We start from the raw sequence: 21,638 nt of genomic DNA, 5'->3' as shown, positions 1-21,638 counted from the left end.
TCCATCATGGCAACCGAATTGGGCCCGACGCCGGTAAAAGGGCCGGCGTCGGGCGGGACCCCGGTCCACCACGGACCCAAGGGTGTAGGGGAAGACAACAAGATCCTCAGCCAGGGTAAGTGGGCTGCATGGCTTCTTGCTCCGACCGTCATTGCGCTGGGCATTGTGATCGTTTACCCGATCATCAGCGCCATCGTTATGTCGTTCCAGAAGGACGCCGGGCTTGACCCGGCAACCGGGCTCTTCACCGCCGGCGGTCCCGCCGGCATCCAGAACTACGTCAACTGGCTTGGCCAGCAGTGTGCCGCCCCCGGCGGCGGCACCGTCGCCTGCCCGCCCGGCACCCTGGGCGGCCAGTTCTGGTCAGCCACCGGAACAACCTTCCTTTTCACGGTCATCACCGTCACCTTTGAAACAATCCTTGGCTTCTGGATGGCCATGATCATGGCGCGGACCTTCAAGGGCCGCGGACTCGTCCGTGCGGCAGTGCTGGTTCCGTGGGCCATCCCCACCGCCGTCACCGCCCAGCTGTGGCTCTTCATCTTCGCCTTCGAGGGCATCGCCAACAAGCTGTTCAACGCCTCCATCCTGTGGACCGGCAGCGAGTGGCCGGCCAAGTGGGCCGTGATCATCGCGGACACGTGGAAGACCACGCCGTTCATGGCGCTGCTGATCCTTGCGGGCCTGCAGATGATTCCGGCGGACGTTTACGAGGCCGCCAAGGTGGATGGGGCTACTGCCTGGCAGCGCTTCCGGCTCATCACGCTTCCGCTGGTGAAGCCGGCGCTGATGGTGGCTATCCTGTTCCGTACCCTGGACGCCCTGCGCATGTTCGACCTTCCGTACATCCTCACCGGCGGTGCCAACAACACCACCACGCTGTCCATCCTGGTGATCAACCAGATCAGGCAAGGGTTCAACTCAGCGGCCGCCTTGTCCACCATTACGTTCATCATCATCTTCCTGGTCGCATTCATCTTCGTCCGGTTCCTTGGTGCGAACGTCGTGGAGCAAAGCGGAGCCACCGGTAAGGGGAAGAAATGACATCCACAACTGCCTCCACGGAACTGCGCGCACGGCAGGACAAGGGCCGCAAGGCCGCCCAGAACAAGGAGAAATGGGCGCAGGCACGCACGTACATCAGCGCCGCCGTCATCCTGATCTGGTGCCTTGCGCCGGCTTACTGGATGGTGGTGACGGCGTTCCGCGAGGTGGGCTTCACCTACGACACCTCGCTGCTGCCCACCCACGTCACCCTGGACAACTTCGCCACGGCCTTCGACACCTCGTTCGGCAACCGGTTTGGCCAAGCACTGATCAACAGCGTCTTTATCGGCGTGACCGTTACGGCCATCTCGCTGCTGATCGGCGTCTTCGCCGCGTACGCCCTGGCCCGTTTGAACTTCCGGTTCAAGTTCCTGGTGCTGGGCTTCATCCTGGGCGCATCCATGTTCCCCGGCGTTGCCCTGATCACCCCGCTGTTCCAGCTGTTCACCAACATCGGCTGGATGGGAACGTACCAGGCGCTGATCATCCCGAACATCTCCTTCGTCCTGCCGCTGACCGTCTACACACTGACGTCCTTCTTCCGCGAAATGCCGTGGGAGCTGGAGGAATCAGCCCGTGTTGACGGCTGCACGCAGGGCCAGGCGTTCCGGAAAGTGATCATGCCCCTGGCAGCTCCGGCGATCTTCACCACGGCGATCCTGGCGTTCATTTCCTCCTGGAACGAGTTCCTGATCGCCAGCCAGTTGTCGAATGACGCCACGCAGCCGGTCACGGTGGCCATCGCCAGCTTCGCCGGTGCCCAGCCGAACCAAATCCCCTACACGGCCATCATGGCCGCGGGCACCATTGTCACCATTCCGTTGGTGATCCTGGTGCTCGTCTTCCAGCGCAAGATCGTGGCCGGCCTTACGGCGGGTGCGGTCAAGTGACGGGTGACGCTTCCCGCTCCCGCCCCACGGGGGCGGGAAGCGACCGCCGTCGGGCCAGGTCCGGCGAGGATTTTGACATCATTATTGGGTTCCTCGGCTTCTGGGCCCTGGTCCTGTTCGTGGTCACCCTCTGGATGGAGGTGACGGCCCAACCTGCACTCGGCTGGGCCTTGGGCCTGCTGGCAACTCTGCTGGCGCTGTACGGCATGGTGCGGCTGCGGCGACGCCTGCCCGATCGGAGGTAGCACTCCCGGCAGTACGGCCGGGAGTGCTACCTCCGGCCGGCAGGTAACACTGCGATGCAAGCCGGTGCCCGAAATACCATTGCAGGGGGCATCGCACAGGAGCAGGGCGCATGCCTGCAGGGAGTATATGAGGGGACACCGTGGCACGCACAAGTGAAAGGTCTCAACGGGGCGGCCACAGTGGGGTCAGCATTGAAGACGTAGCGGCCGCCGCGGGCGTGTCCACCGCCACCGTGTCCCGGGCGGTCCGGGGACTGCCCCGGGTGTCACCGGCAACGCGGCAAAAGATCCTGGAGGTCGCAGGAGACCTGGGCTATGTGGCCTCCAGCTCGGCCTCGGGCCTTGCCACAGGCCGGACCAAGACCATCGGGGTGTTGGCGCCTTTTGTGAGCCGGTGGTTCTTTTCCAAGGCCATCGAGGGCGCGGACCGGGAGCTGCATGCCCGCAACTACAACCTGTCCCTGTTCAACCTGGGCGGGCACGGCAGCAACCGGGAACGGCTCTTCAGCAAGACCATGGTCTACAAGCAGATCGATGCATTGCTGGTCCTGTGTATGGCCCTGACCCACGAGGAACTCGAGCACCTCCAGAAAATCGACATACCCCTGGTGGTGGTGGGCGGCCATGTCGAGGAGTGCGCCTACATCGGGATAGACGACTACGCCGCTGCGTCCACGGCCGTCCGCCACCTGATCGACCTGGGCCACCGGGATATTGCACTGCTGCACGGCGACGACGAGACGGACCTGAACTTCGACGTTCCCCGCGTCCGCATCCTGGCGTTCAAGGACGTGATGACGGCGGCCGGGCTTCCCACCCGGCCCGAATGGGACGAGTGGGGCGACTTCACGGTGCGCAGCGGACAGGCGGCTTTCCGCCGGCTCTGGTCCAAGCCGGGGGCCAAGCCCACCGCCATCTTCTGTGCCTCGGACGAGATGGCCATGGGCGTGATCTTCGAAGCCTCCCGCCTCGGGGTCCGGGTGCCGGAAGACCTGTCCGTCGTGGGAATCGACAACCACGATTTCGCTGATGCCGTGGGCCTGACAACAGTGGGCCAGCGGCCCGACGAGCAGGCCGAGCTGGCCACCAAGATGCTCCTTGATGAACTGGACGGGCAGGTTGGGTCGGTCCAGTCCGCCGTCGCGCCCCATGAACTGATTGTCAGAAGGACGACGGCGCCGCCCCAGTCCTAGCGCAGCCCCGGCCAGGGGACGGTTCGGGTATGCGCCCCCCCCAAGGGCCAGCCTAGGAGGCGCGAGCCAACTGCCGGATCGGGATCCAGCGGGACGCCAGCCGGCGGTAGGCGGCAGCAGCACCGGTCATGTCGCCCTCCGCGAGGCACTCGATGCCCAGCCTGATGTCCATGGGGGATTCGTCCGGGTACACCTTGTCCGCGACAGCACCGTAGTCGAGCTCCACCATCGATTCCACGTGGAACATCTCAAGCCACTCGGTGAGCTGGGCAAGATCGTCCAGCATGTCCAGGTCCGGCGCCGCCAGGGCCAGGTTGGCCACCGCGTAGCGGGCACGCTCCAACGCCTCGGTGATGGGCGCCCACACCCGCACTGTGACGATCCGCCCCCCGGACTCCACAACGTCCTTGTGGTCCGACTCCATGAACAGCGAGAACCAGCTGAACGGGATTCCCCATGTGGATGCCCGGGTGTGCACGCGGGTTGAGCCGTCGCGGGCCTTCACCTGGTCAATCCGTTCCTGGTGCTTGTCCCGCTGTTCCTCGGGGATCAGCAGTTCCGCCAGCGGGCCGTGGATGCCCTCCATCAGGGCGTTGGCGGCCAGGCCGGCGCGCAGCACCAGCTGGCTGGGACAGTACAGCAGCACAGGCTCGGCGCCGGCTCCGTCGGCGGATGGTTCGCTGTCACTCCCGCCAGCAGGTGCCGGGGCGGTGGTGACGCGTACCAGGTCTGTGCGTCCGGTGGGGAAGGGATCGCCTCCGGAGCGCGTGATGCGCCCCAGCGAGGCAAGCAGTTCGGCGTTTTCGACGGCGGCGCGGGAGGCAGCTCGCGCCCCTGCCTCCTGGATCGCCTGCCGTTGCTCTTCGGGGAAGGCGTCCAGCGGTTCGTAGACGCGCAGGGTTGACGAGAACGGCAGGCCGGCCTGGCCCCGGTAGAGGTTTCCGGTCACGACGGCCTCCTTGCGTGGGTCCAGGTCACAGTCATCAGTCCGCCAGTTCCACCAGCACGGGTGCGTGGTCCGACGCGCCCTTACCTTTACGTTCCTCGCGGTCAATCGAAGCGCCGGTGACGCGCGCTGCCAAAGCCGGGGAGGCCAGCACGAAGTCGATCCGCATGCCTTCCTTCTTGGGGAAGCGCAGCTGGGTGTAGTCCCAGTAGGTGTACACGCCCGGACCCGGTGTGTAGGGACGCACCACATCGGTGAAACCGGCCGACTCGAAGGCATGGAAGGCGGCGCGTTCCGGCGGGCTGACGTGCGTGTACCGGTTGTTGACGAAGAGGTCGATGTCCCACACATCCTCGTCGAAGGGCGCGATGTTCCAGTCACCCATCAGGGCCACCTGGGCACCCGGGTCCTGCGTGACGAGCTCCTGGGCGTGGGTCTTCAGGCTTTCCAGCCACTTGAGCTTGTAGGGCATGTGTTCGTCGTCCAGGGAACGGCCGTTGGGGACATAGAGGCTCCAGATGCGGACTCCGGCGCAGGTTGCAGCCATGGCGCGGGCCTCCTGGACCGGGTCCTTGCCTGCTTTGCCGAAGGAGGGCTGGTCCAGGAACGTCCGCTCAACGTCCTCCAGCCCCACACGGGAGGCGATGGCAACCCCGTTCCACTGGTTCACGCCGAAGTGGGCCACCTCGTAGCCCATCCGTTCAAAGAGCTCCCACGGGAAGTTGTCGTCCTTGCATTTGGTCTCCTGGATGGCCAGGACGTCGCAGTCGCTGCGCTGAAGCCAGGCTTCAACGCGGTCGGCGCGGGCACGGAGCGAGTTCACATTCCAGGTAGCTATCTTCACAGTTCCTAACCTACCTTGAGCGCCGGAAATGCGGATCTGGAAGTGCCGCCGAAACGGGGCACAACGGCGCGGACACGCCCAGGCATGCAGCTGCATTCGCCAGGAACAGGCGCCAATGTGCCCCAGCCCGGCGTGCCCGTCATGTGGCTGGGACAGCGGAACAAGACGCGCAAGCTCCGGTGGAAGTTAGTAGGAAGTCCGAGTATATTCGCAACCAGAAATGACCTGGATCACATGCGAAGGAGCGTGCAGTCATGGTCCGTGAACTCTCCCACTACATCAACGGCCAGCATCCGGCAGGCCTGTCGGGCCGCTTTAGCGACGTCTTCGACCCCTGCAACGGCCAGGTCCAGGCCCGCGTGCCGCTTGCCGGCCGGGACGAGGTGCAGAACGCTGTTGCCGTCGCGGAGAAGGCGCAGGTTGAGTGGGCGGCCATGAACCCCCAGCGCCGGGGGAGGATCCTGCTGCGTTTCGTGGACCTGGTCAACCGGGACCTGGACGCGCTCGCCCGGCTGCTGTCCTCCGAACACGGGAAGACACTCGCCGACTCGAAAGGCGACATCCAGCGGGGCCTGGAGGTGGTGGAGTTCGCCGCCGGGGCGCCGCACCTGCTTAAGGGAGAGTTCTCCAGCGACGCCGGACCGGGGATAGACATCCACTCGCTGCGCCAGCCCCTGGGCGTCGTGGCCGGCATCACCCCGTTCAACTTTCCGGCCATGATCCCGTTGTGGAAGTCCGGCCCTGCCCTGGCCGCCGGCAACGCCTTCATCCTGAAACCCTCCGAACGGGACCCCTCGGTACCGCTGCGCCTGGCCGAGCTGTATACCGAAGCGGGCGTCCCGGACGGGGTGTTCAACGTGGTCAATGGCGACAAGGAGGCCGTGGACGCGCTGCTGGAGGATCCGCGCGTCAAGGCGGTGGGCTTTGTGGGTTCCACCCCGATTGCCCAGTACATTTACGCCACGGCCGCGGCCCACGGAAAGCGGGCCCAGTGCTTCGGCGGGGCCAAGAACCACATGGTGATCATGCCCGACGCCGACCTGGACCAGGCCGCGGACGCCCTCATCGGCGCCGGCTACGGCTCCGCCGGGGAGCGCTGCATGGCCATCTCCGTTGCTGTGCCCGTAGGTCAGGAAACAGCGGACCGGCTGGTGGCCAAACTCCAGGACCGCGTCTCAGCCCTCAAGGTGGGCCACAGCTTTGACCAGGCGTCCGACTTTGGCCCGGTGGTGTCGGCCGACGCCAGGGAACGCATCGAGGGCTACATCCAGGCAGGGGCTGACGCCGGGGCCACGCTCCTGGCGGACGGCCGGGGACTCAGTGTGCCGGGCCATGAGGACGGCTTCTGGGTAGGACCCACGCTTTTCGACCACGTCACCACGGACATGGCGATCTACCGCAACGAGATCTTCGGCCCTGTCCTGTGCGTGGTCCGGGCGGCAGACTACGACGAAGCGCTCGAGCTCTGCACCAGGAACGAGTTCGGCAACGGCGTGGCCATCTTCACCCGGGACGGTGATGCCGCCCGCGATTTCGCCACCCGGGTGGACGTGGGCATGGTGGGGATCAACGTCCCCATCCCCGTGCCCATCGCCTACTACACGTTCGGGGGCTGGAAGGCCTCGGGTTTCGGCGATTTGAACCAGCACGGCGCGGACGCTTTCCGCTTCTATACCAAGACCAAAACGGTGACCACGCGGTGGCCCTCGGGAATACGGCACGGAGCCAGCTTCGTGATGCCGGAAGGAAGTTGATGACGCACAGCGCACCGCAGGGCACGGCTGATACAGGGGTTTCAGTGGACGGCAGGGAGGTGCTGTTTGAGCGCCGCGGCCGGCTGGGCGTCATTACCCTCAACAGGCCCAGGGCGGTCAACGCTCTCACGGCCGGCATGGTGGGGCAGCTTCTGGAACAGCTCACCGCCTGGGCGGACGACGACGGCGTCGCCACAGTGCTGGTGCAGGGCGCCGGAGACCGGGGCCTCTGCGCCGGCGGCGACATTGTGGCCATCTACCGGGACATGCTGGAAGGTGGGGAACGGACCGCGCATTTCTGGGCCACCGAGTACCGGGTCAACTCCCTGATCGCCCGCTATCCCAAACCCTATGTGGCTCTGATGGACGGGCTGGTGCTGGGCGGCGGCGTCGGAATTTCCGCCCACGGGTCCGTCCGGGTGGTCACCGAACGCACCCGCACGGGGATGCCGGAAACCACCATCGGCTTTGCACCCGACGTGGGAGGGACGTTCCTGCTGTCCCGCGCCCCCGGTGAAACAGGAACCCACGCAGGCCTGACCGGCGCACACCTGGACGGAGCGGATGCGCTGTACCTTGGCCTGGCCAGCCACTTCGTGCCGTCCGAAAAACTGCCCGCCCTGGTGGCGGCGCTGGAACACGAAACAGCGGAAGCCGCCGTCGGGCGTTACAGCACGGAAGCGCCGCCCTCGGCGCTGCAGGGACAGCGGGAATGGATTGACGCCTGCTACTCCGCGGATGACGCCGGGGACATCGTCCGGCGCCTGCGGGGCTACGAGGGCGTGGGCAGCGACGAGGCCGCTCAGGCGGCAGACGCCATCGAGGCGAAATCGCCCACGTCGGTGAAGGTCACGCTGGCCGCCCTGCGCCGCGCGAAAGGCCACACCCTCGATGAGGCCCTGGCGCAGGAGTACCGGACGGGCCTGCGGTTCCTGGAAGCGCCGGATTTCCGGGAGGGCATCCGGGCGCAGGTGGTGGACAAGGACCGGAACCCCCGCTGGAACCCGGCCACCCTGGCGGACGTGGCGCCGGAGCAGGTGGAGCGCTTTTTTGAGCCCCTGGGGAGCCGGGAACTGGACCTTCGGGGCGTGGACCCGCAGCTAAAGGAGCCTGACCATGACTGAAAAATACACTGTCGCCTTCCTGGGCCTCGGACACATGGGCGGTCCGATGGCCGTGAACCTGGTCAAGGCAGGCTATTCCGTGGCCGGCTTCGATGTGGTGCCGGCAGCCCTCGAAGCCGCCAAGGCCAGCGGCGTCCCGGTTGCAGCCGGCGCCCCCGAGGCAGTCTCCGGAGCGGACGTGGTCCTCACCATGTTCCCCAGCGGCCGCCATGTCCTGGACGCCTATCGCGGCCAGGCGGGGCAACCCGGACTGCTCGCGGCGGCGAAGCCCGGGACCATGTTCCTGGACTGTTCCACCATCAACGTGGACGAGGCCAGGGAAGCAGCATTCCTGGCCATCGAGGCCGGCCACCGCTCCGTGGATGCCCCGGTCTCCGGCGGCGTAGTGGGGGCCGAAGCAGGCACCCTCACCTTCATGGTGGGCGGGGACGCCGCGGACTTTGAGGCGGTGCGGCCGCTGCTGGACGTGATGGGCAGGCGCGTTGTCCATTGCGGTGCCCATGGCGCAGGCCAGGCCGCGAAGATCTGCAACAACCTGATCCTTGGCGTCTCCATGATCGCCGTCAGCGAGGCGTTTGTCCTGGGGGAGAAGCTGGGGCTGAGCCACCAGGCGCTGTTCGACGTGGCCTCCGCGGCATCTGGACAATGCTGGGCCCTCACTACCAACTGCCCGGTGCCCGGTCCCGTCCCCACCAGCCCGGCCAACCGTGACTACCAGCCAGGTTTTGCCGGGGCCCTGATGGCCAAGGACCTCTCATTGGCCGTCAACGCCCTCAACAGCACCGGGGTGGCAGCCCGGATGGGACCGCTCGCCGCGGAAATCTACGGTACGTTTGCGGCAGGGGAGGGCGCGGGAAGGGACTTTTCCGGCATCATCACCGACATCCGCGATATGTCCGGCCGCCCGGCGGGCGGCGGACCAGAGAACTCAGCAGGCAGTGCGCCACAGGGCGCAGCGCAGGACGACGGGAGCCCGGAGTGACGGAATACGCGAACATCCTTGTGGAGCAGCGGGGCCGGGTGGGCCTGGTGACATTGAACCGCCCGCAGGCACTGAACGCCCTGAACAAGGCCACCATGGAGGAACTGGTGGCCGCGGTCAAGGCCATGGATGCCGATCCCGGGGTGGGGGCGGTTGTTATCACCGGCTCCGGCAAGGCCTTCGCAGCCGGCGCCGACATCAAGGAGATGGCGGCGCAGGGCTATATGGACATGTACGCCGCCGACTGGTTCCGCGGCTGGGAAGACTTCACCCGGCTGCGCATCCCCACCATTGCGGCCGTCTCGGGATTCGCCCTGGGCGGGGGCTGTGAACTGGCCATGATGTGCGATCTGGTCATCGCCGGAGACAACGCGAAGTTCGGGCAGCCGGAAATCAACCTGGGCGTCCTGCCCGGCATGGGCGGTTCACAGCGGCTGACCCGCGCCGTGGGCAAGGCCAAGGCCATGGACCTGATCCTTACGGGGCGGTTCATCGGGGCGGAGGAAGCCGACCGCTGCGGCCTGGTGTCCCGCGTGGTCCCCGCCGAGGACGTGGTGGACGAGGCCCTGAAGGCCGCCGACGTGATCGCCTCCAAGTCCAGGCCAGTGGCCATGGTGGCCAAGGAAGCCGTGAACGCCGCCTTCGAGACCGGGCTCGCCCAGGGGGTGCTGTTCGAGCGCCGGCTGTTCCACTCCCTCTTCGCCACCGAGGACCAGAAGGAAGGCATGGCGGCGTTCACGGAGAAGCGCCAGCCGGAGTTCAGGCACCGGTAGGGGACAGCGACCTCCGGTAGGCGTCGATGTCCGCCGCCAGTTCCTCCGCCATGAGGTGGTTGTTAATGACGACGGCGGTCCAGGCGGCAGTGGCCGCAGAGGCCAGCACCTGCGCCTTCAGGTCCGTGACATTGCCGGCCGCCCAGACGCCGGGGACGGGCGTGCCGCCGTCGGCATCCGTTTCAAGGTAGGTTCCCGCTCCTGACGGATGTTCGGACGGGGCCAGGCCAAGGCCGGCAAAGGCGTCCAGCCGGGCATGGACGCGCGGGCCCACCACCAGCGCCTCCACGGCAATCTCCGGACCTCCGGCCAGGGCGACTCCGCGCAGCCGGTCACGTTCAACCCGGACGGCCTCGGCAACCCCGTCCACCACCCGGATCCCGCGCGCCGCCAGCTGTTCGGTTTCGGCGTCGGACGGGGCAACCCTGTTGTTCAGGAAGAGCGTGATGTTGCTGCTCCACTGCCGGAAGAGCAGGGCCTGGTGCACTGACCACGGGCCGTTCCCCAGGATGCCGATGGCCTGGTCCCGCACTTCCCAGCCGTGGCAGAACGGGCAGTGCAGCACGTCCCTGCCCCAGCGCTCACGCAGCCCGTCGACGGCGGGCAGCTCATCCGTGAGCCCGGTGGCAATCAGCAGGCGCCGCCCGCGCAGCTGCGTGCCGTCGTCGAGCGTTACATGGAAGCCCTGCGCCAGGCCGCCGCCGGCAGCCACGACCCTGCCGTGGACCACGGCAGCCCCGTAGCCCTTAGCCTCCGTGCGGGCGACAGCCAGGAGCTCGCCGGGGCTGATCCCGTCGCGTGACAGGAAGCCGTGGACACCCGCGGCAGGGGCGTTGCGCGGTTCCCCGCTGTCCACCACGGCCACGGAACGGCGGCTGCGGCCCAGCATCTGGGCCGCGCTCAGTCCGGCAGCGCCGCCGCCAACAATCAGGACGTCATGGAGTGTTTCGATGTTTTCAGTCATGGCTCCCATGCTGCTGCGTTCCTGTTTGGACTGGCAAAGTATTTTGCCGGAATGGCAATATGGTGCCATGGATATGGAAGGAGAAAGCGGCACGGGCTCGGGAACGGACGCTGTGCTTGCGGCGGTTGGGCCGCGTCTCAGGGCACTCCGCCTGGCCCGGGACATCACCCTGTCAGCAGTGGCAGACGCCACCGGCATCTCGGTGAGCACGCTCTCCAGGCTGGAGTCCGGCCAGCGCCGCCCAAACCTCGAGTTGCTGCTGCCCCTGGCGAAGGCTTATCACGTCCCGCTTGATGAACTGGTGGGTGCACCCGCAACGGGGGATCCCCGGGTGCACCTGCGGCCCATCACAGCGCGGGGGATGACCATCATTCCGCTTACCCGGAAGCCGGGCGGAATCCAGGCCTACAAGCACATCCTGCCGGCCGGGCCGCTGGACCACCCCAACCCGCAGGTGCACGAAGGCTACGAGTGGCTGTACGTCCTCAACGGAAAGCTCCGTATGGTGCTGGGCAGCCAGGACCTCGTCCTGGGGGCGGGGGAGGCGGCCGAGTTCGATACCCGCGTCCCGCACTGGTTCGGCCGGGCGGATGGAAAACCGGTTGAGTTCCTCAGCCTTTTCGGCACCCAGGGGGAGCGGATGCATGTCCGTTCCCGGCCGTCCTGACTTTGGTCCAGCTTTTTCCCAGCTGCTTAAGGTAGACAGGACGGGACGGCCGGAAGCAGATGGGGAGTTCTATGTGGGGAATGGCGGCAGGCGCTGGCGGCTCAACTGACAATTTGACCGGCCTGGTGGGCGTTGCTGCCCGGACCATAGAGCACATGGGCGAGTGGGGCGTCGGTGCTTTTACCCTCGCCGAAACGGTGGTTCCGCCTATCCCCAGCGAGGTGATCCTTCCCCTGGCCGGCTACCTCGCCAAACAGGGTTCCCTGCAGCTGATCCTCGTCTTTGTTACCAGCACCCTGGGGGCCTACCTCGGTGCGCTGTTGCTCTACTGGCTGGGCGCGAAGCTGGGCCTTCAACGGTCCATCCGAGGGCTGTCCAGGCTCCCCCTGGTGGACCGGGAGGACTTTGAGAAAGCAGCTGGATGGTTCCGCCGCCACGGCAGGTCCTCGATCTTTTTCGGCCGGCTGCTCCCCGGTGTCCGCAGCCTGATTTCCCTCCCGGCCGGAGCATCCGGGATGCCGCTGGCCACCTTCAGCGTGTACACCCTGGCGGGCAGTGGACTCTGGAACGGGGCCCTGATCGGCCTCGGGTACCTGCTGGGCACCCAATACCAGTTGATCGAGCAGTACTCCAGGTTCCTGAACTACGCGGTTTACGCCGCGCTGGGAGTGACGGTAGCCCTGCTCGTGGTGCGGCGGCTCAAGCGGGAAAAAGTCCGCCGCTGACGGGCCCATCCCGAAGGTCGCGTCATGCCCCAGGCCAGGCGTCACTCCTCGAAGTCGCCGGCGTTCCGGCGGAAGGCTCCCAGGATGCGGATCAGGTGGTCCACGTCGCCGGGATCAAACCCCGGGGCGCTGAACACCTCGGCGTTGAGAGCCGCCGTCGAGCGCTTCGCCAGGGTGCGCCCCGCGGTGGTGAGCTCAATCAGCGTGGTCCTGCCGTCGGTGGGATGCGGGGACCGGTCCACCAGGCCCGCCCGCTCAAGCCGGTCCACCGCATTGGTGATGGACGTGGGGTGGACCTGGAGGAGTGCGCTCGCCTTGTTCATGGGCAGTGAGCCCTTCCTGGCGAAACTCAGCAGGGCCAGGAGTTCATAGCGGGCAAACGTCAGCCCGAACGGTTTGAGCGTGGACTCGATCCTGGCCAGCAGGATTTGCTGCGTCCGCATGATGGCGGTGATGGCAGCCATGGGGGCCGCGACGTCCGCCCAGCCATGTTCCTCCCAGTTCCGCCGGGCTTCGGCAATGGGATCGCGGGACAATGGGGTACCCATCGAACACCTTTCGTCCGGGTGACGCGCATCACTCTTTTATCAGCGATGTGAATATACTAGGACATCCAATGGTTGGGCGAAGCGGAGGGGGATGCCGGTGGGGCCGGAAGGACGCGGCGAAGCGCCCCCCTTTCCCGACGCCGACCTCATGTACGTCGCGGACCTCCTGGCAGGGCCCGAGCGGGAGCGGTACCTCCGCGTCCGTGAATTCCTGCAGGATCACGTGCGCGGGCCCTCCATTCCGTACTGGAACCGCGAAGAGTTCCCTTTCGGCCTCCTGGCGGAAATGGGCGAATACGGACTGGGTGCCCTCCAGGTGGACGGCAGCTCCATCCTCCTCAAGGGCCTGATGTACGTGGAGCTGGCCAGGGCGGACGTGTCCCTCTCCGCCCTCACGGGCATCCACAATGAGCTGATCGTGGGCACCATCAAGGAGCTGGGATCCGGGGAACAGAAGCTCCGCTGGCTGCCGGGCCTGGAAGCCTTCAGCAGCCTTGGGGCGTTCGCGCTGACGGAACCGGACCATGGGTCCGACATCTCCGGCGGGCTCGAGACCTCAGCCAGGTTGGACGGCGCCGAATGGGTCCTGAACGGCGCCAAGCGCTGGATCGGGGCCGGCACCATCGCCGACTTCGCCCTAGTCTGGGCACGCGACGTGGAGGACCACCAGGTCAAGGCGTTCCTGGTGGAGACGGACCGGCCCGGCTACACGGCTGCCAAGATCTGCAACAAGATCGGCCTGCGGATCATGCAGAACGCGGACATCACGCTGCAGGACGTGCGGATTCCTGCGGCCAACCTGCTGCCCGGGGCCACATCCTTCGCCAAGGCCAACGACTTACTGCGGGACTCCCGGGCCTGGGTGGGCTGGCAGGCCGCCGGAATCCAGCTCGCCGCGTTCGACATAGCCCGCTCCTACTCACTGGCGCGCCGTCAGTTCGGCAAGGAGCTGGCACAGTTCCAGCTGGTCCAGCAGCAGCTTGCGGACATCCTGGGAAACGCCACGGCCTCGCTCGCGCTGATGGTGCAGCTGGCACGGATCCAGGAGGAGGGGAAGCTGGAGATGGCGCAGGCAGCCATGGCCAAAGCCACCACCACCAGGCTTGCCCGGGCCTCAGTGGCCATGGGGCGGTCCCTGCTGGGTGGCAACGGTATCAGTGCCGACTTCGAAATGGGCAAGCTGTTCGGCGATGCAGAAATCCTGTACACCTACGAAGGCAGCTACGAGATCAACTCCCTCATCGTGGGGAGGGCCGTGACCGGGAAATCGGCGTTCGCCTAGAGGTGCTTCTCTGCGTAAGCCAGCAGCGCGTCCCGCACGAAGCCTGCTCCTTGCTCGCCGCCATAATTGGCCGCGAACCGGGCATCGGCAACATACATCTCCGCCAGGCCCACAACATAGCCCTTGACGTCTCCGCCGTCCTCCGCGGCCGGGGTGCCCGGGACGGACGTCAGCCACGCAACGTGCCGCCGCGCCAGGTCCTGCGCTTCGGGACCGGCAGGGGAAAGCCCTGAACCTGCAGCAGCTATCCAGTCATTGCCCAGCTTCGTGGCGCGGGACTTCCACTCCCGCTGTTCTGCCGCGCCCATTCCACGCCACCAGGCGTCGCTTTTCGCGTAGGAGTCCTTGCCCCAGCGCTCTTCCACCTCGTCCTTGTACTGCGTGTGGTCGAACCCGTCGAACATCTTTTCCGCCACCATGTCTCCTCCGCCTTTCACTGTTTCGATCGTTTGCCGGACGGACGCCATCTGCCGCGCGAGCCGCTCCTGTTCCTGTGCCAGCCATTCCAGGTGCCGGTCCAGGGCCTTGACGGGATCTGCCTGCTGGTGGAAGACCTCGGCAATGGCCGGCAGTCCGAGGCCAAGTTCCCGCAGCAGGAGGATCCGTTGCAGCTGCAGGAGGGCGGCGCCGTCGTAATAGCGGTAGCCGTTGCTGCCCACCCGGCTGGGCTTCAGCAGTCCAATCTCGTCGTAGTGCCGCAGCGTACGGCTTGTGGTGCCGGCGAGCCGTGCCACGTCCTGGATGGACCAGTCAGTTCCCGCCTTGGCATCCGTTGCGTCCATGGTCTGAGCGTAGGGGTTGACGCCGCGTCAAGGTCAAGCAGGCTTTTCCGGGAAACCATGACCGCGCGGACGGCGGCGGCCGGACCGGTTCCGGGCCTGCGCAACGAGGCGGCTGAAGGCGAAAACAAAGACTGCCTCGATGGCCAGCATCAGGCCCACGAGCAGCCACTGCCCCCTGGCGGCGAAGACAATGCATCCGGTCAGCGCCAGGACAGTTCCCAGCGCCAGCGTGTAAATGGCGAACCCGACCGCGACGCGCGCGCTGCGGACGCCGGTCCGGAACCCGAAGCCCAGGGGTTCACCGCCGGGGTGCCCGGGAACGCGGTCGGGCGCAGCGGGGCCCAGTTGGTCGAACTCTTCCCAAGGGTCCTGGTCCTGTCCCGTCACCCTCCGATTGTCCCAAATTTCAGGTGCGTAGGGTGATGGTGAAGCGGCGGCCAGCAGGCGGGGGAGCAAAACAGCGGCCCCTCCAGCAAAATGCTGGAGAAGCCGCTGCAGGATACCGGGTTCCGCCGGCATTGCCGGCGGTCACCTAAACCTTAGAGCGGGCGGATGTTCTCCGCCTGCGGACCCTTGGGGCCCTGGGTCACATCGAATTCAACCTTCTGGTTCTCATCGAGTGAGCGGTATCCGCTGCTGGCGATTGCCGAGTAGTGGGCGAAAACGTCAGCGGACCCGTCATCGGGGGCAATGAAGCCAAAACCCTTTTCGGCGTTGAACCATTTAACTGTGCCTGTTGCCATGGCTGCATTCCTTCGTGTGACTCTGATTCTCTCCCCGTGCCATCGGCCCGGAGTGCGAGGAGAACGTCCCCCGCAGTCCCCAACGTACGGGGCGCAGGCCGCGCTTGCAAGGGTTGTGCAACATTTGGCGAGGTCAGCGCATCCCTTCGCGGCGGATAGCGGTGGCAATCGCGGCCGCCCGGGTGTCCACCCCAAGCTTGGTGTAGATGTGGGCAAGATGCGTTTTCACCGTGGCTTCGGAGATAAAGAGGCGCCGGCCAAGTTCACGGTTGCTCAGCCCTTCCGTCAGGAGGCTCAGCAGTTCGGCTTCGCGCGGAGTGAGGATTTCTTCAGGGTTGCGCAGCTGCTGGAACAACCGCGATGCCACAGGCGGGCTCATGACGCTCTTGCCCTGGACGGCACCCCGGATGGCAGTGAAAATTTCTTCCGGCGTGGCATCCTTCAACAAATACCCCATGGCGCCGGCGTCCACGGCCCGCACAATATCGGCATCGGAGTCGTAGGTGGTGAAGACGAGGACCGCCTGGCCGCTGTTGCGCTCGCGGATCTTCCGGATTGCTTCGATCCCGTCCATTCCGCTACCCATGGCGAGGTCCATGACCACCACGCCAGGGGAATGCTCCCGCACCCGCTCGAGCGCTTCTTCTCCGGATGCTGCCTCTCCGATGACCTCCAGGTCGGGCTGCGTTCCCAGGAGGGCCCGCAGCCCGCTCCTCACCACGAGGTGGTCATCCACCAGCAGGACGGTGATTGCGCTCATGCCGGTTCCCCCGAAGTGACCTGTCCGGTGGAGGGCAAAGGCAACTGGGCGGCAACGATGGTCCCTTCCCCGGGCGAGCTTTCCACGGACAAGGTGCCGCCCAGCTGTTCCACCCGCTGGCGCATGGCCCTCAGCCCGTACCCTCCCGCGTCCGACGGCGGTGCTGCCGCCGCCGGATCAAAGCCGGTGCCGTCGTCGTAAACGTCCAGGGTGACGGCCTCCGGAAGAAATCCCAGGGTCACGGTGGCGGCAGTGGCTGACGCGTGGAGCTTGATGTTGGAGGCGGCGCTTTGCACGACACGGAGCAGGGCATGGCGCACCTCTCCGGACACGGGCCGCGGTCCGCCGGTCACCATAAGCCGGGCCTGGGGCACATACTGCCTCGCCGCGACGAGGAGGGCTTCGGGCAGCGGCGATCCGTCCAGCCCGGGGGAAGCCAGTTCGTGGACGAGGCTGCGGGTTTCGGACAGGCTGGTGCGCAGGAGCCCGGCAGCGTGCCGGAGTTCGTCCCGCGCCGCATCACGTGGCCAGGCCCGCCCCGCGGCCTCGAGCAGGAGCAGGCTGCTGGCCAGCCCTTGGGTGACGGTGTCATGGATTTCCCGGGAGACCCGTTCCCGCTCGGCAATGGTGCCCGCGCGGCGTTCGCTGGCTGCCAGCTGTTCCTGGGCCGCGGACACCTCGGCGTGCAGGCGGCGCTGCTCCTCGGCGTCGTGCTGGATCCGGTCATAGATGAGAGTCAGCATGGCGCCCACGGCCAGCGGGCCAAGAAGTATGGCGAGGTCCGTGCCGTCACTCATCCGGAACAGCCCTGCTGCGGTGGCTGCCGTAGTTGTGCCTGCCGCCAGATACGCGGCGGTTCCGGCCAAAGCGCTCCGGCAGAGGAAGAAGAGCGCGAACGAGCACCAGGCAAAGCTCGGAGCCGCGACCACCAGCACTGCCCAAACAGCCACCAGGGTGAACATCCACGGCAGGCCCGGCCTGCCCCGCGCTGCTAGCACGGCCACGGCGGCATAGAGCAGGCTCGCTGCGGCAGCCAGGCCCAGGATCATCAGGTTGTCGGCCGGGCTGTGCCGCATCACGTAGCGGACCAGCGAGGCCACCAGCAGCACGGCGAAGCCCAGGTGCACCGCGGTTTCGATGCTGCCCAGGCCGGTGCGGGGTGCACTCCGCCGGGGTGTGGTTCCCGGGGCGGCAGCGGTGGCCGGGGCAGTGCCGGCGGCTCGGGTAGGCATGGGATGTCCCGTTCTGGCTGGTGGGAAGCGCTACCTTCCATGCTATTGCCCCCGCCAATGCTGGTCTCTCAGCCATGTGGCTGATACGGCTGGCCATTGGGGGGAGGCCTCTGCAGACGAAGGCCCGATGCCGGGTGCCGCTGCCCCCGGAAGGATTGGTGCGTACCCACCATGACCTCCAAGGAGACACTATGAAGAAGTCGCACAAAGCCTTTGCCGCCGCCGCTGCCGGCGCCCTCGTCCTGACCGCAGGAGCGACTGCGGCAGCCAACGCCGGGACGAGCCCCGCACCGGCAGCCGTCCCCGCCGTCGATGTCCAGCCTGCGCCCGACACCGTGGTGCAGCAGAACCGCATCAGCGTTGGGGCATCGGCCACAGCAGTCAGCGCCGCCCTGGCCAAATGCCAGGCTGACAAGCTGCCCTTCGTCACGGTCGCGCTGGTGGACCGGTTCGGCACCCTCCAGGCGCTGCTCCGCGGTGACAACGCAGCCGAACACACCATCGAAGCGGCCAGGCAAAAGGCATACACAGCTGCCGCTTTCGGCGCCCCCACCAGTGAACTGGCCAAGCGCATCAACGGCACCGGCCCTTCCATCGCCGACCTCCCCGGCACCCTGTTCCTGGCCGGCGGCGTCCCGCTGAAGATTAACGGCGTCTCGGTGGCAGGCATCGGCGTCGGAGGTGCTCCGGACGGTGCGCTGGATGAAGCCTGCGCCTCGGCAGGGGCTGATGCCATCGCCGGCACTGCCAGGTAGGCTCCGCGTATGAGGCGATTCCGGACGGCCGTGATGCTTGCCGCCGGCGGGCTGGTGCTCAGCGCCTGCCAGGCCGGTCCAGCGGAGCCGCAGGCGGCATCCTCCAGCCCCCGGAGCGCTCCCGAACAGCCCCCCACGTCGGCACCCGCCACGCCACCCCCGCTGGCCCTGTCCGCCGCGGAACAGGCCCAGCTTGACCAGGAAGTGATTGCCGCCGCCAAGGCGAACAACGCCCCGCTGGTTGCCGGGCTGATCGGGCGGGGCGGGAACGTCAACGCCAAGGACGCCATCCAGGACTCAGCGTTCCTCTATGCCGGAGCCGAAGGCTTCAACGAGGTACTCCGGCTGACACTGGCGGCGGGGGCGGATGTTGCCAGCACCAACCGCTACGGCGGGACGGCACTCATTCCCGCCAGCGAGCACGGCCACGTGGAGACGGTGCAGATCCTGATCGCGGCCGGGGTGCCCGTGAACCACGTCAACAACCTGGGCTGGACGGCAATGCAGGAAGCCATCCTGCTCAACAACGGCGGCCCGCGGCAGCTGGAGGTGGTGCGCCTGCTCCTGGACGCCGGTGCCGACCCGGACATCCGCGATCCGGAGGGCCGGACCGCCCTCCAGAACGCGGAGCGGCTGGGTTTCGCGGAGATCGCGGCCCTGATCCGGTCCCGCAGCTAAAACTCCCCGGTCTAGACGGCCTCGAGGATGCTCACGTAGTTGGCGATGCCCACGCCGCCCATGTTCTGGACTGCGGCCCGGCGGGGCTTGGCAAGCTGCATGCCGCCGGCGGTTCCGGTGAGCTGCATCGCCGAGATGACGTGCTGTGACACCCCTGTGGCGCCCACCGGGTGGCCCTTGGCCTTCAGCCCGCCTGAGACGTTCACGGGCAGCTTGCCGTCTTTGAAGACCCACCCTTCTTCGATGGCCCGGGCGCCCTTGCCCGGCTCGGTCAGGCCCATGGCCTCGTACATGAGTAGTTCCGCGATGGTGAAGCAGTCATGGACTTCGGCGAAGTCCAGGTCCGCCAGTTCGACGCCGGCCATCGCCATGGCGCGCTGCCAGGACACGCGGGTCGCGGCGAAGGCGGTGGGGTCCCTGCGGGCTGCCGGGAAGAAGTCGTTTGCCTGGCCGAAGCCGGCGAGGCGGACCGGAGCAGTGGCACCTCCCGTGGGGGACACGGACAGCACGACGGCGGCGGCGCCGTCTGAGACGGGGGAACAGTCCGTGCGGCGCAGCGGATCGGCCACCATGGGGTTCTTGTCCGACACGGTGCGGCAGAAGTCCTCGCCGAGGTCCTTGCGGAGCTGGGCGTAGGGGTTGTCCACGCCGTTGCGGTGGTTCTTCGCGGCGATGGAGCCCAGGACGTCACCCAGGTTCCCGGCGCCGTACCGCTTCCCGTAGTGCTTGGCCACCTCGGCGAAGAGCCCGGTGAAGCCGGTGGTGGATGCTTTGCCGGCCATGTCGTAGTCCGCACCCAGCAGCCCGGCCCCTACGACGTCGGCCCCGGCATGCGTCATCTTCTCGGCGCCGATCACCAGCACCGTCTTCGCCGTGCCCGCGAGCAGGGATTTCGTGCCCTGCTGGAACGCGGCGGAGCCTGAGGCGCAGGCATTCTCCACCCGCGTGGCTGGAACGTTGGCCAGGTCCGGCGAGACCTGCAGCGCCAGCGAGGACGGGAAGGCGAGGGGCATCATGCCGGAGTTGAACTGGCCCAGGTAGATTTCGTCGATCTGGCCCGGCTCGATCCCGGCATTCGCAATCGCCTCGGTGGCAACCTGGACGATCAGTGACTCCAGCGTCTCGTCCGCCAGTTTGCCGAACGGGCTGTGCCCCCAGCCGGTCAGCAGGACGTCCTTTCCGAACTGTTCCTGCAGGCTCATGCCGCCACTTCCTCGTTGTCCAGTTCCACGGTGAACCCTGCTCCGGTCTTCTCCCGGATCTCCTCCACGGTGACCCCCTGCGCCAGGCGGGTGAGCGTGAGCTGCCGCCTGCCGTCCTCGTCCTTGACGAGGTCAAACACCGCGAGGTCGCTGATGATCCGGTCCACGCAGCCCAGCCCGGTGAGGGGCAGGGTGCACTCCGTCACGATCTTGGCCGTGCCGTCCTTGGCATTGTGCTCGGTAAGGACCACCACGCGCGGGGTTCCGGCCACGAGGTCCATGGCGCCGCCCATGCCCTTGACCATCTTGCCGGGGATGGTCCAGTTGGCCAGGTCGCCGTTGCCGGAGACCTGCATGGCGCCGAGGATGGCAACTTTGACGTGTCCGCCCCGGATCATGCCGAACGAGGTGGCGGAGTCGAAGATGCTGCCGCCCGGGAGCACGGTGACCGTCTGCTTGCCGGCGTTGATCAGGTCCGCGTCTTCCTCGCCCTCGTAGGGGAAGGGGCCCATGCCCAGCAGGCCGTTCTCGCTTTGCAGGACCACGCGGACGCCGTCCGGCAGGTTGTTGGCCACCAGCGTTGGGATGCCGATGCCCAGGTTCACGTAGTCGCCGTCGTTCAATTCTTCGGCCGCAATCGCAGCCATTTCATCCCTGGTCCAGGCCATGGGGTTCTCCTTTTCGGTAGGTAGGGAAGGGGATCAGGCCGGCACGGCTTCTGACGCTGCACGGCGTGAAGCCGGACGCACCGTGCGCTGCTCGATGTCCTTGGCCCGGTCCCGGGCCTGCACGAGTCGCTGCACGTACACGCCGGGGGTGACGATGTGGTTGGGATCCAGGTGGCCCGGTTCCACAATCACTTCGGCTTCGGCGATGGTCAGGAGGCCTGCGGTGGCAACGATGGGATTGAAGTTCCGGGCCGTGTAGCGGTAGATAAGGTTTCCGTCCGTGTCTGCAGTGTGCGCATGGACAAGCGCGACGTCGGCGCGGATGGCGCGCTCGCGGACGTACGTTTCGCCGTCGAACACCTCGTGCGGCTTGCCTTCGGCAACGAGGGTGCCCACTCCGGTCCTGGTGTAGAAGGCGGGGATGCCTGCTCCGCCGGCACGGAGCCGTTCTGCCAGGGTGCCCTGCGGGGTGAACTCCACCTCCAGCCGGCCGGCCAGGTACTGCTCGGCAAACAGCTTGTTCTCGCCGACATAGCTGGCGATGACCATACGGACCTGCCCCGCGTCGATCAGGATGCCCAGGCCTTTGCCGTCCACGCCCATGTTGTTCGAGACCACCGTCAGGTCCTTCACTCCGGAGTCCCGGACGGCCTCTATCAGATCCGCGGGGATCCCGCTGAGGCCGAACCCGCCCACAGCGAGTGTCATGCCGTCCCGCAGGACGTCCCCCAGGGCAGCGGCGGCAGTGGATTGAAGCTTTGTCATGACTCTCCTCATCGAGCATCCGGCCTTATCCACTTTGTGGACAAGAGGTCTGGAAGTGGACACTATGAG

The 21,638-nt window shown here is 66.8% G+C and carries 25 protein-coding genes; 13 read left to right on the top strand and 12 right to left on the bottom strand.

Annotated features, from left to right (window positions below):
- The first annotated feature begins 6 nt into the window (after nt 1-6).
- The 4 genes from IEX33_RS16400 to IEX33_RS16385 all read left to right on the top strand — a co-directional run bounded on the left by IEX33_RS16400 (nt 7) and on the right by IEX33_RS16385 (nt 3,375).
- Nucleotides 7-1,044 (top strand): carbohydrate ABC transporter permease, encoded by a 1,038-nt coding sequence (locus IEX33_RS16400; RefSeq protein WP_188731962.1) that lies wholly within the window; start codon nt 7-9, stop codon nt 1,042-1,044.
- Complete coding sequence (locus IEX33_RS16395) at nt 1,041-1,937, top strand: carbohydrate ABC transporter permease (RefSeq protein ID WP_188731960.1); 897 nt, start codon at nt 1,041-1,043, stop codon at nt 1,935-1,937. Before IEX33_RS16400 ends, IEX33_RS16395 begins: the two co-directional genes overlap by 4 nt.
- Nucleotides 1,934-2,182, top strand: a complete 249-nt coding sequence (locus IEX33_RS16390; RefSeq protein ID WP_174179442.1) for a hypothetical protein — start codon at nt 1,934-1,936, stop codon at nt 2,180-2,182. The genes IEX33_RS16395 and IEX33_RS16390 overlap by 4 nt, the downstream gene beginning before the upstream one ends.
- 140 nt (nt 2,183-2,322) lie before the next feature.
- Nucleotides 2,323-3,375 (top strand): LacI family DNA-binding transcriptional regulator, encoded by a 1,053-nt coding sequence (locus IEX33_RS16385; protein ID WP_188731959.1) that lies wholly within the window; start codon nt 2,323-2,325, stop codon nt 3,373-3,375.
- 52 nt (nt 3,376-3,427) lie between these two features.
- On the opposite strand, the gene IEX33_RS16380 is transcribed toward IEX33_RS16385, so the two are convergent.
- On the bottom strand, nt 3,428-4,324 hold the full coding sequence (locus IEX33_RS16380; RefSeq protein ID WP_188731958.1) for a hypothetical protein: 897 nt from the start codon (nt 4,322-4,324) through the stop codon (nt 3,428-3,430).
- Nucleotides 4,325-4,358: 34 nt separating this feature from the next.
- A complete protein-coding gene (locus IEX33_RS16375) occupies nt 4,359-5,165 on the bottom strand; it encodes an exodeoxyribonuclease III (RefSeq protein ID WP_104188127.1) in 807 nt (268 codons plus the stop codon).
- A 254-nt stretch (nt 5,166-5,419) separates the two neighbouring features.
- Between IEX33_RS16375 and IEX33_RS16370 the strand changes: the two genes are divergently transcribed.
- Genes IEX33_RS16370 through IEX33_RS16355 form a run of 4 tightly spaced genes read left to right on the top strand, consistent with a single transcriptional unit; the run spans nt 5,420 to nt 9,798 of the window.
- Nucleotides 5,420-6,919 carry a CoA-acylating methylmalonate-semialdehyde dehydrogenase gene (locus tag IEX33_RS16370; RefSeq protein ID WP_188731956.1) on the top strand — a complete coding sequence of 500 codons (1,500 nt, stop codon included), beginning with the start codon at nt 5,420-5,422 and terminating at the stop codon, nt 6,917-6,919.
- Complete coding sequence (locus IEX33_RS16365) at nt 6,919-8,043, top strand: enoyl-CoA hydratase/isomerase family protein (protein WP_188731955.1); 1,125 nt, start codon at nt 6,919-6,921, stop codon at nt 8,041-8,043. Before IEX33_RS16370 ends, IEX33_RS16365 begins: the two co-directional genes overlap by 1 nt.
- Nucleotides 8,036-9,025, top strand: a complete 990-nt coding sequence (gene mmsB / locus IEX33_RS16360; RefSeq protein ID WP_188731953.1) for a 3-hydroxyisobutyrate dehydrogenase — start codon at nt 8,036-8,038, stop codon at nt 9,023-9,025. Before IEX33_RS16365 ends, mmsB begins: the two co-directional genes overlap by 8 nt.
- Nucleotides 9,022-9,798 (top strand): enoyl-CoA hydratase, encoded by a 777-nt coding sequence (locus tag IEX33_RS16355; protein ID WP_174179459.1) that lies wholly within the window; start codon nt 9,022-9,024, stop codon nt 9,796-9,798. Before mmsB ends, IEX33_RS16355 begins: the two co-directional genes overlap by 4 nt.
- On the opposite strand, the gene IEX33_RS16350 is transcribed toward IEX33_RS16355, so the two are convergent.
- Nucleotides 9,785-10,762, bottom strand: coding sequence for an NAD(P)/FAD-dependent oxidoreductase (locus tag IEX33_RS16350; RefSeq protein ID WP_188731951.1), 978 nt, complete (start codon nt 10,760-10,762; stop codon nt 9,785-9,787). The two genes, IEX33_RS16355 and IEX33_RS16350, sit on opposite strands and share 14 nt — an antisense overlap.
- A gap of 67 nt (nt 10,763-10,829) precedes the next feature.
- Between IEX33_RS16350 and IEX33_RS16345 the strand changes: the two genes are divergently transcribed.
- Both IEX33_RS16345 and IEX33_RS16340 read left to right on the top strand, forming a co-directional pair.
- The gene (locus IEX33_RS16345; protein ID WP_229675430.1) at nt 10,830-11,429 is read left to right on the top strand and encodes a helix-turn-helix domain-containing protein; all 600 of its coding nucleotides are present in this window, start codon (nt 10,830-10,832) and stop codon (nt 11,427-11,429) included.
- A gap of 71 nt (nt 11,430-11,500) precedes the next feature.
- On the top strand, nt 11,501-12,154 hold the full coding sequence (locus IEX33_RS16340; RefSeq protein WP_188731949.1) for a DedA family protein: 654 nt from the start codon (nt 11,501-11,503) through the stop codon (nt 12,152-12,154).
- A gap of 41 nt (nt 12,155-12,195) precedes the next feature.
- On the opposite strand, the gene IEX33_RS16335 is transcribed toward IEX33_RS16340, so the two are convergent.
- Nucleotides 12,196-12,702, bottom strand: coding sequence for a MarR family winged helix-turn-helix transcriptional regulator (locus tag IEX33_RS16335; protein ID WP_188731947.1), 507 nt, complete (start codon nt 12,700-12,702; stop codon nt 12,196-12,198).
- 91 nt (nt 12,703-12,793) lie between these two features.
- On the opposite strand from IEX33_RS16335, the gene IEX33_RS16330 reads away from it, so the two are divergent.
- Nucleotides 12,794-13,984, top strand: a complete 1,191-nt coding sequence (locus IEX33_RS16330) for an acyl-CoA dehydrogenase family protein (protein ID WP_188731945.1) — start codon at nt 12,794-12,796, stop codon at nt 13,982-13,984.
- Here IEX33_RS16330 and IEX33_RS16325 read toward each other — a convergent pair.
- The 5 genes from IEX33_RS16325 to IEX33_RS16305 all read right to left on the bottom strand — a co-directional run bounded on the left by IEX33_RS16325 (nt 13,981) and on the right by IEX33_RS16305 (nt 17,501).
- Nucleotides 13,981-14,766 carry a MerR family transcriptional regulator gene (locus IEX33_RS16325; protein WP_188731943.1) on the bottom strand — a complete coding sequence of 262 codons (786 nt, stop codon included), beginning with the start codon at nt 14,764-14,766 and terminating at the stop codon, nt 13,981-13,983. The two genes, IEX33_RS16330 and IEX33_RS16325, sit on opposite strands and share 4 nt — an antisense overlap.
- A 33-nt stretch (nt 14,767-14,799) precedes the next feature.
- Entirely contained in the window at nt 14,800-15,153 is a 354-nt protein-coding gene (locus IEX33_RS16320; protein WP_104188151.1) for a hypothetical protein, read from the bottom strand.
- Between the two features lie 152 nt (nt 15,154-15,305).
- Nucleotides 15,306-15,509 carry a cold-shock protein gene (locus IEX33_RS16315; RefSeq protein ID WP_013599688.1) on the bottom strand — a complete coding sequence of 68 codons (204 nt, stop codon included), beginning with the start codon at nt 15,507-15,509 and terminating at the stop codon, nt 15,306-15,308.
- A gap of 133 nt (nt 15,510-15,642) precedes the next feature.
- Nucleotides 15,643-16,269, bottom strand: coding sequence for a response regulator (locus IEX33_RS16310; RefSeq protein WP_188731941.1), 627 nt, complete (start codon nt 16,267-16,269; stop codon nt 15,643-15,645).
- A complete protein-coding gene (locus tag IEX33_RS16305) occupies nt 16,266-17,501 on the bottom strand; it encodes a sensor histidine kinase (RefSeq protein ID WP_188731939.1) in 1,236 nt (411 codons plus the stop codon). The genes IEX33_RS16310 and IEX33_RS16305 overlap by 4 nt, the downstream gene beginning before the upstream one ends.
- A 191-nt stretch (nt 17,502-17,692) precedes the next feature.
- Here IEX33_RS16305 and IEX33_RS16300 point away from each other — a divergent pair, with 191 nt between their 5' ends.
- Together IEX33_RS16300 and IEX33_RS16295 are read left to right on the top strand one after the other, a co-directional pair.
- On the top strand, nt 17,693-18,256 hold the full coding sequence (locus tag IEX33_RS16300; protein WP_188731937.1) for a GlcG/HbpS family heme-binding protein: 564 nt from the start codon (nt 17,693-17,695) through the stop codon (nt 18,254-18,256).
- Nucleotides 18,257-18,265: 9 nt separating this feature from the next.
- The gene (locus IEX33_RS16295) at nt 18,266-18,934 is read left to right on the top strand and encodes an ankyrin repeat domain-containing protein (RefSeq protein WP_188731935.1); all 669 of its coding nucleotides are present in this window, start codon (nt 18,266-18,268) and stop codon (nt 18,932-18,934) included.
- A gap of 11 nt (nt 18,935-18,945) precedes the next feature.
- Here IEX33_RS16295 and IEX33_RS16290 read toward each other — a convergent pair whose 3' ends face one another.
- The 3 genes from IEX33_RS16290 to IEX33_RS16280 are packed head-to-tail and all read right to left on the bottom strand — an operon-like array spanning nt 18,946 to nt 21,569.
- Nucleotides 18,946-20,136, bottom strand: a complete 1,191-nt coding sequence (locus tag IEX33_RS16290; RefSeq protein WP_188731932.1) for an acetyl-CoA acetyltransferase — start codon at nt 20,134-20,136, stop codon at nt 18,946-18,948.
- Nucleotides 20,133-20,804, bottom strand: a complete 672-nt coding sequence (locus tag IEX33_RS16285; protein ID WP_188731931.1) for a CoA transferase subunit B — start codon at nt 20,802-20,804, stop codon at nt 20,133-20,135. The genes IEX33_RS16290 and IEX33_RS16285 overlap by 4 nt, the downstream gene beginning before the upstream one ends.
- 33 nt (nt 20,805-20,837) lie before the next feature.
- Nucleotides 20,838-21,569, bottom strand: a complete 732-nt coding sequence (locus IEX33_RS16280; protein ID WP_188731929.1) for a CoA transferase subunit A — start codon at nt 21,567-21,569, stop codon at nt 20,838-20,840.
- Nucleotides 21,570-21,638 lie beyond the last annotated feature (69 nt).

The sequence above is a fragment of the Pseudarthrobacter scleromae genome, assembly GCF_014644515.1.
In the GTDB taxonomy this organism is placed as follows: Bacteria; Actinomycetota; Actinomycetes; order Actinomycetales; family Micrococcaceae; genus Arthrobacter; species Arthrobacter scleromae.
This window is presented reverse-complemented; position numbering and strand designations above follow the sequence as displayed.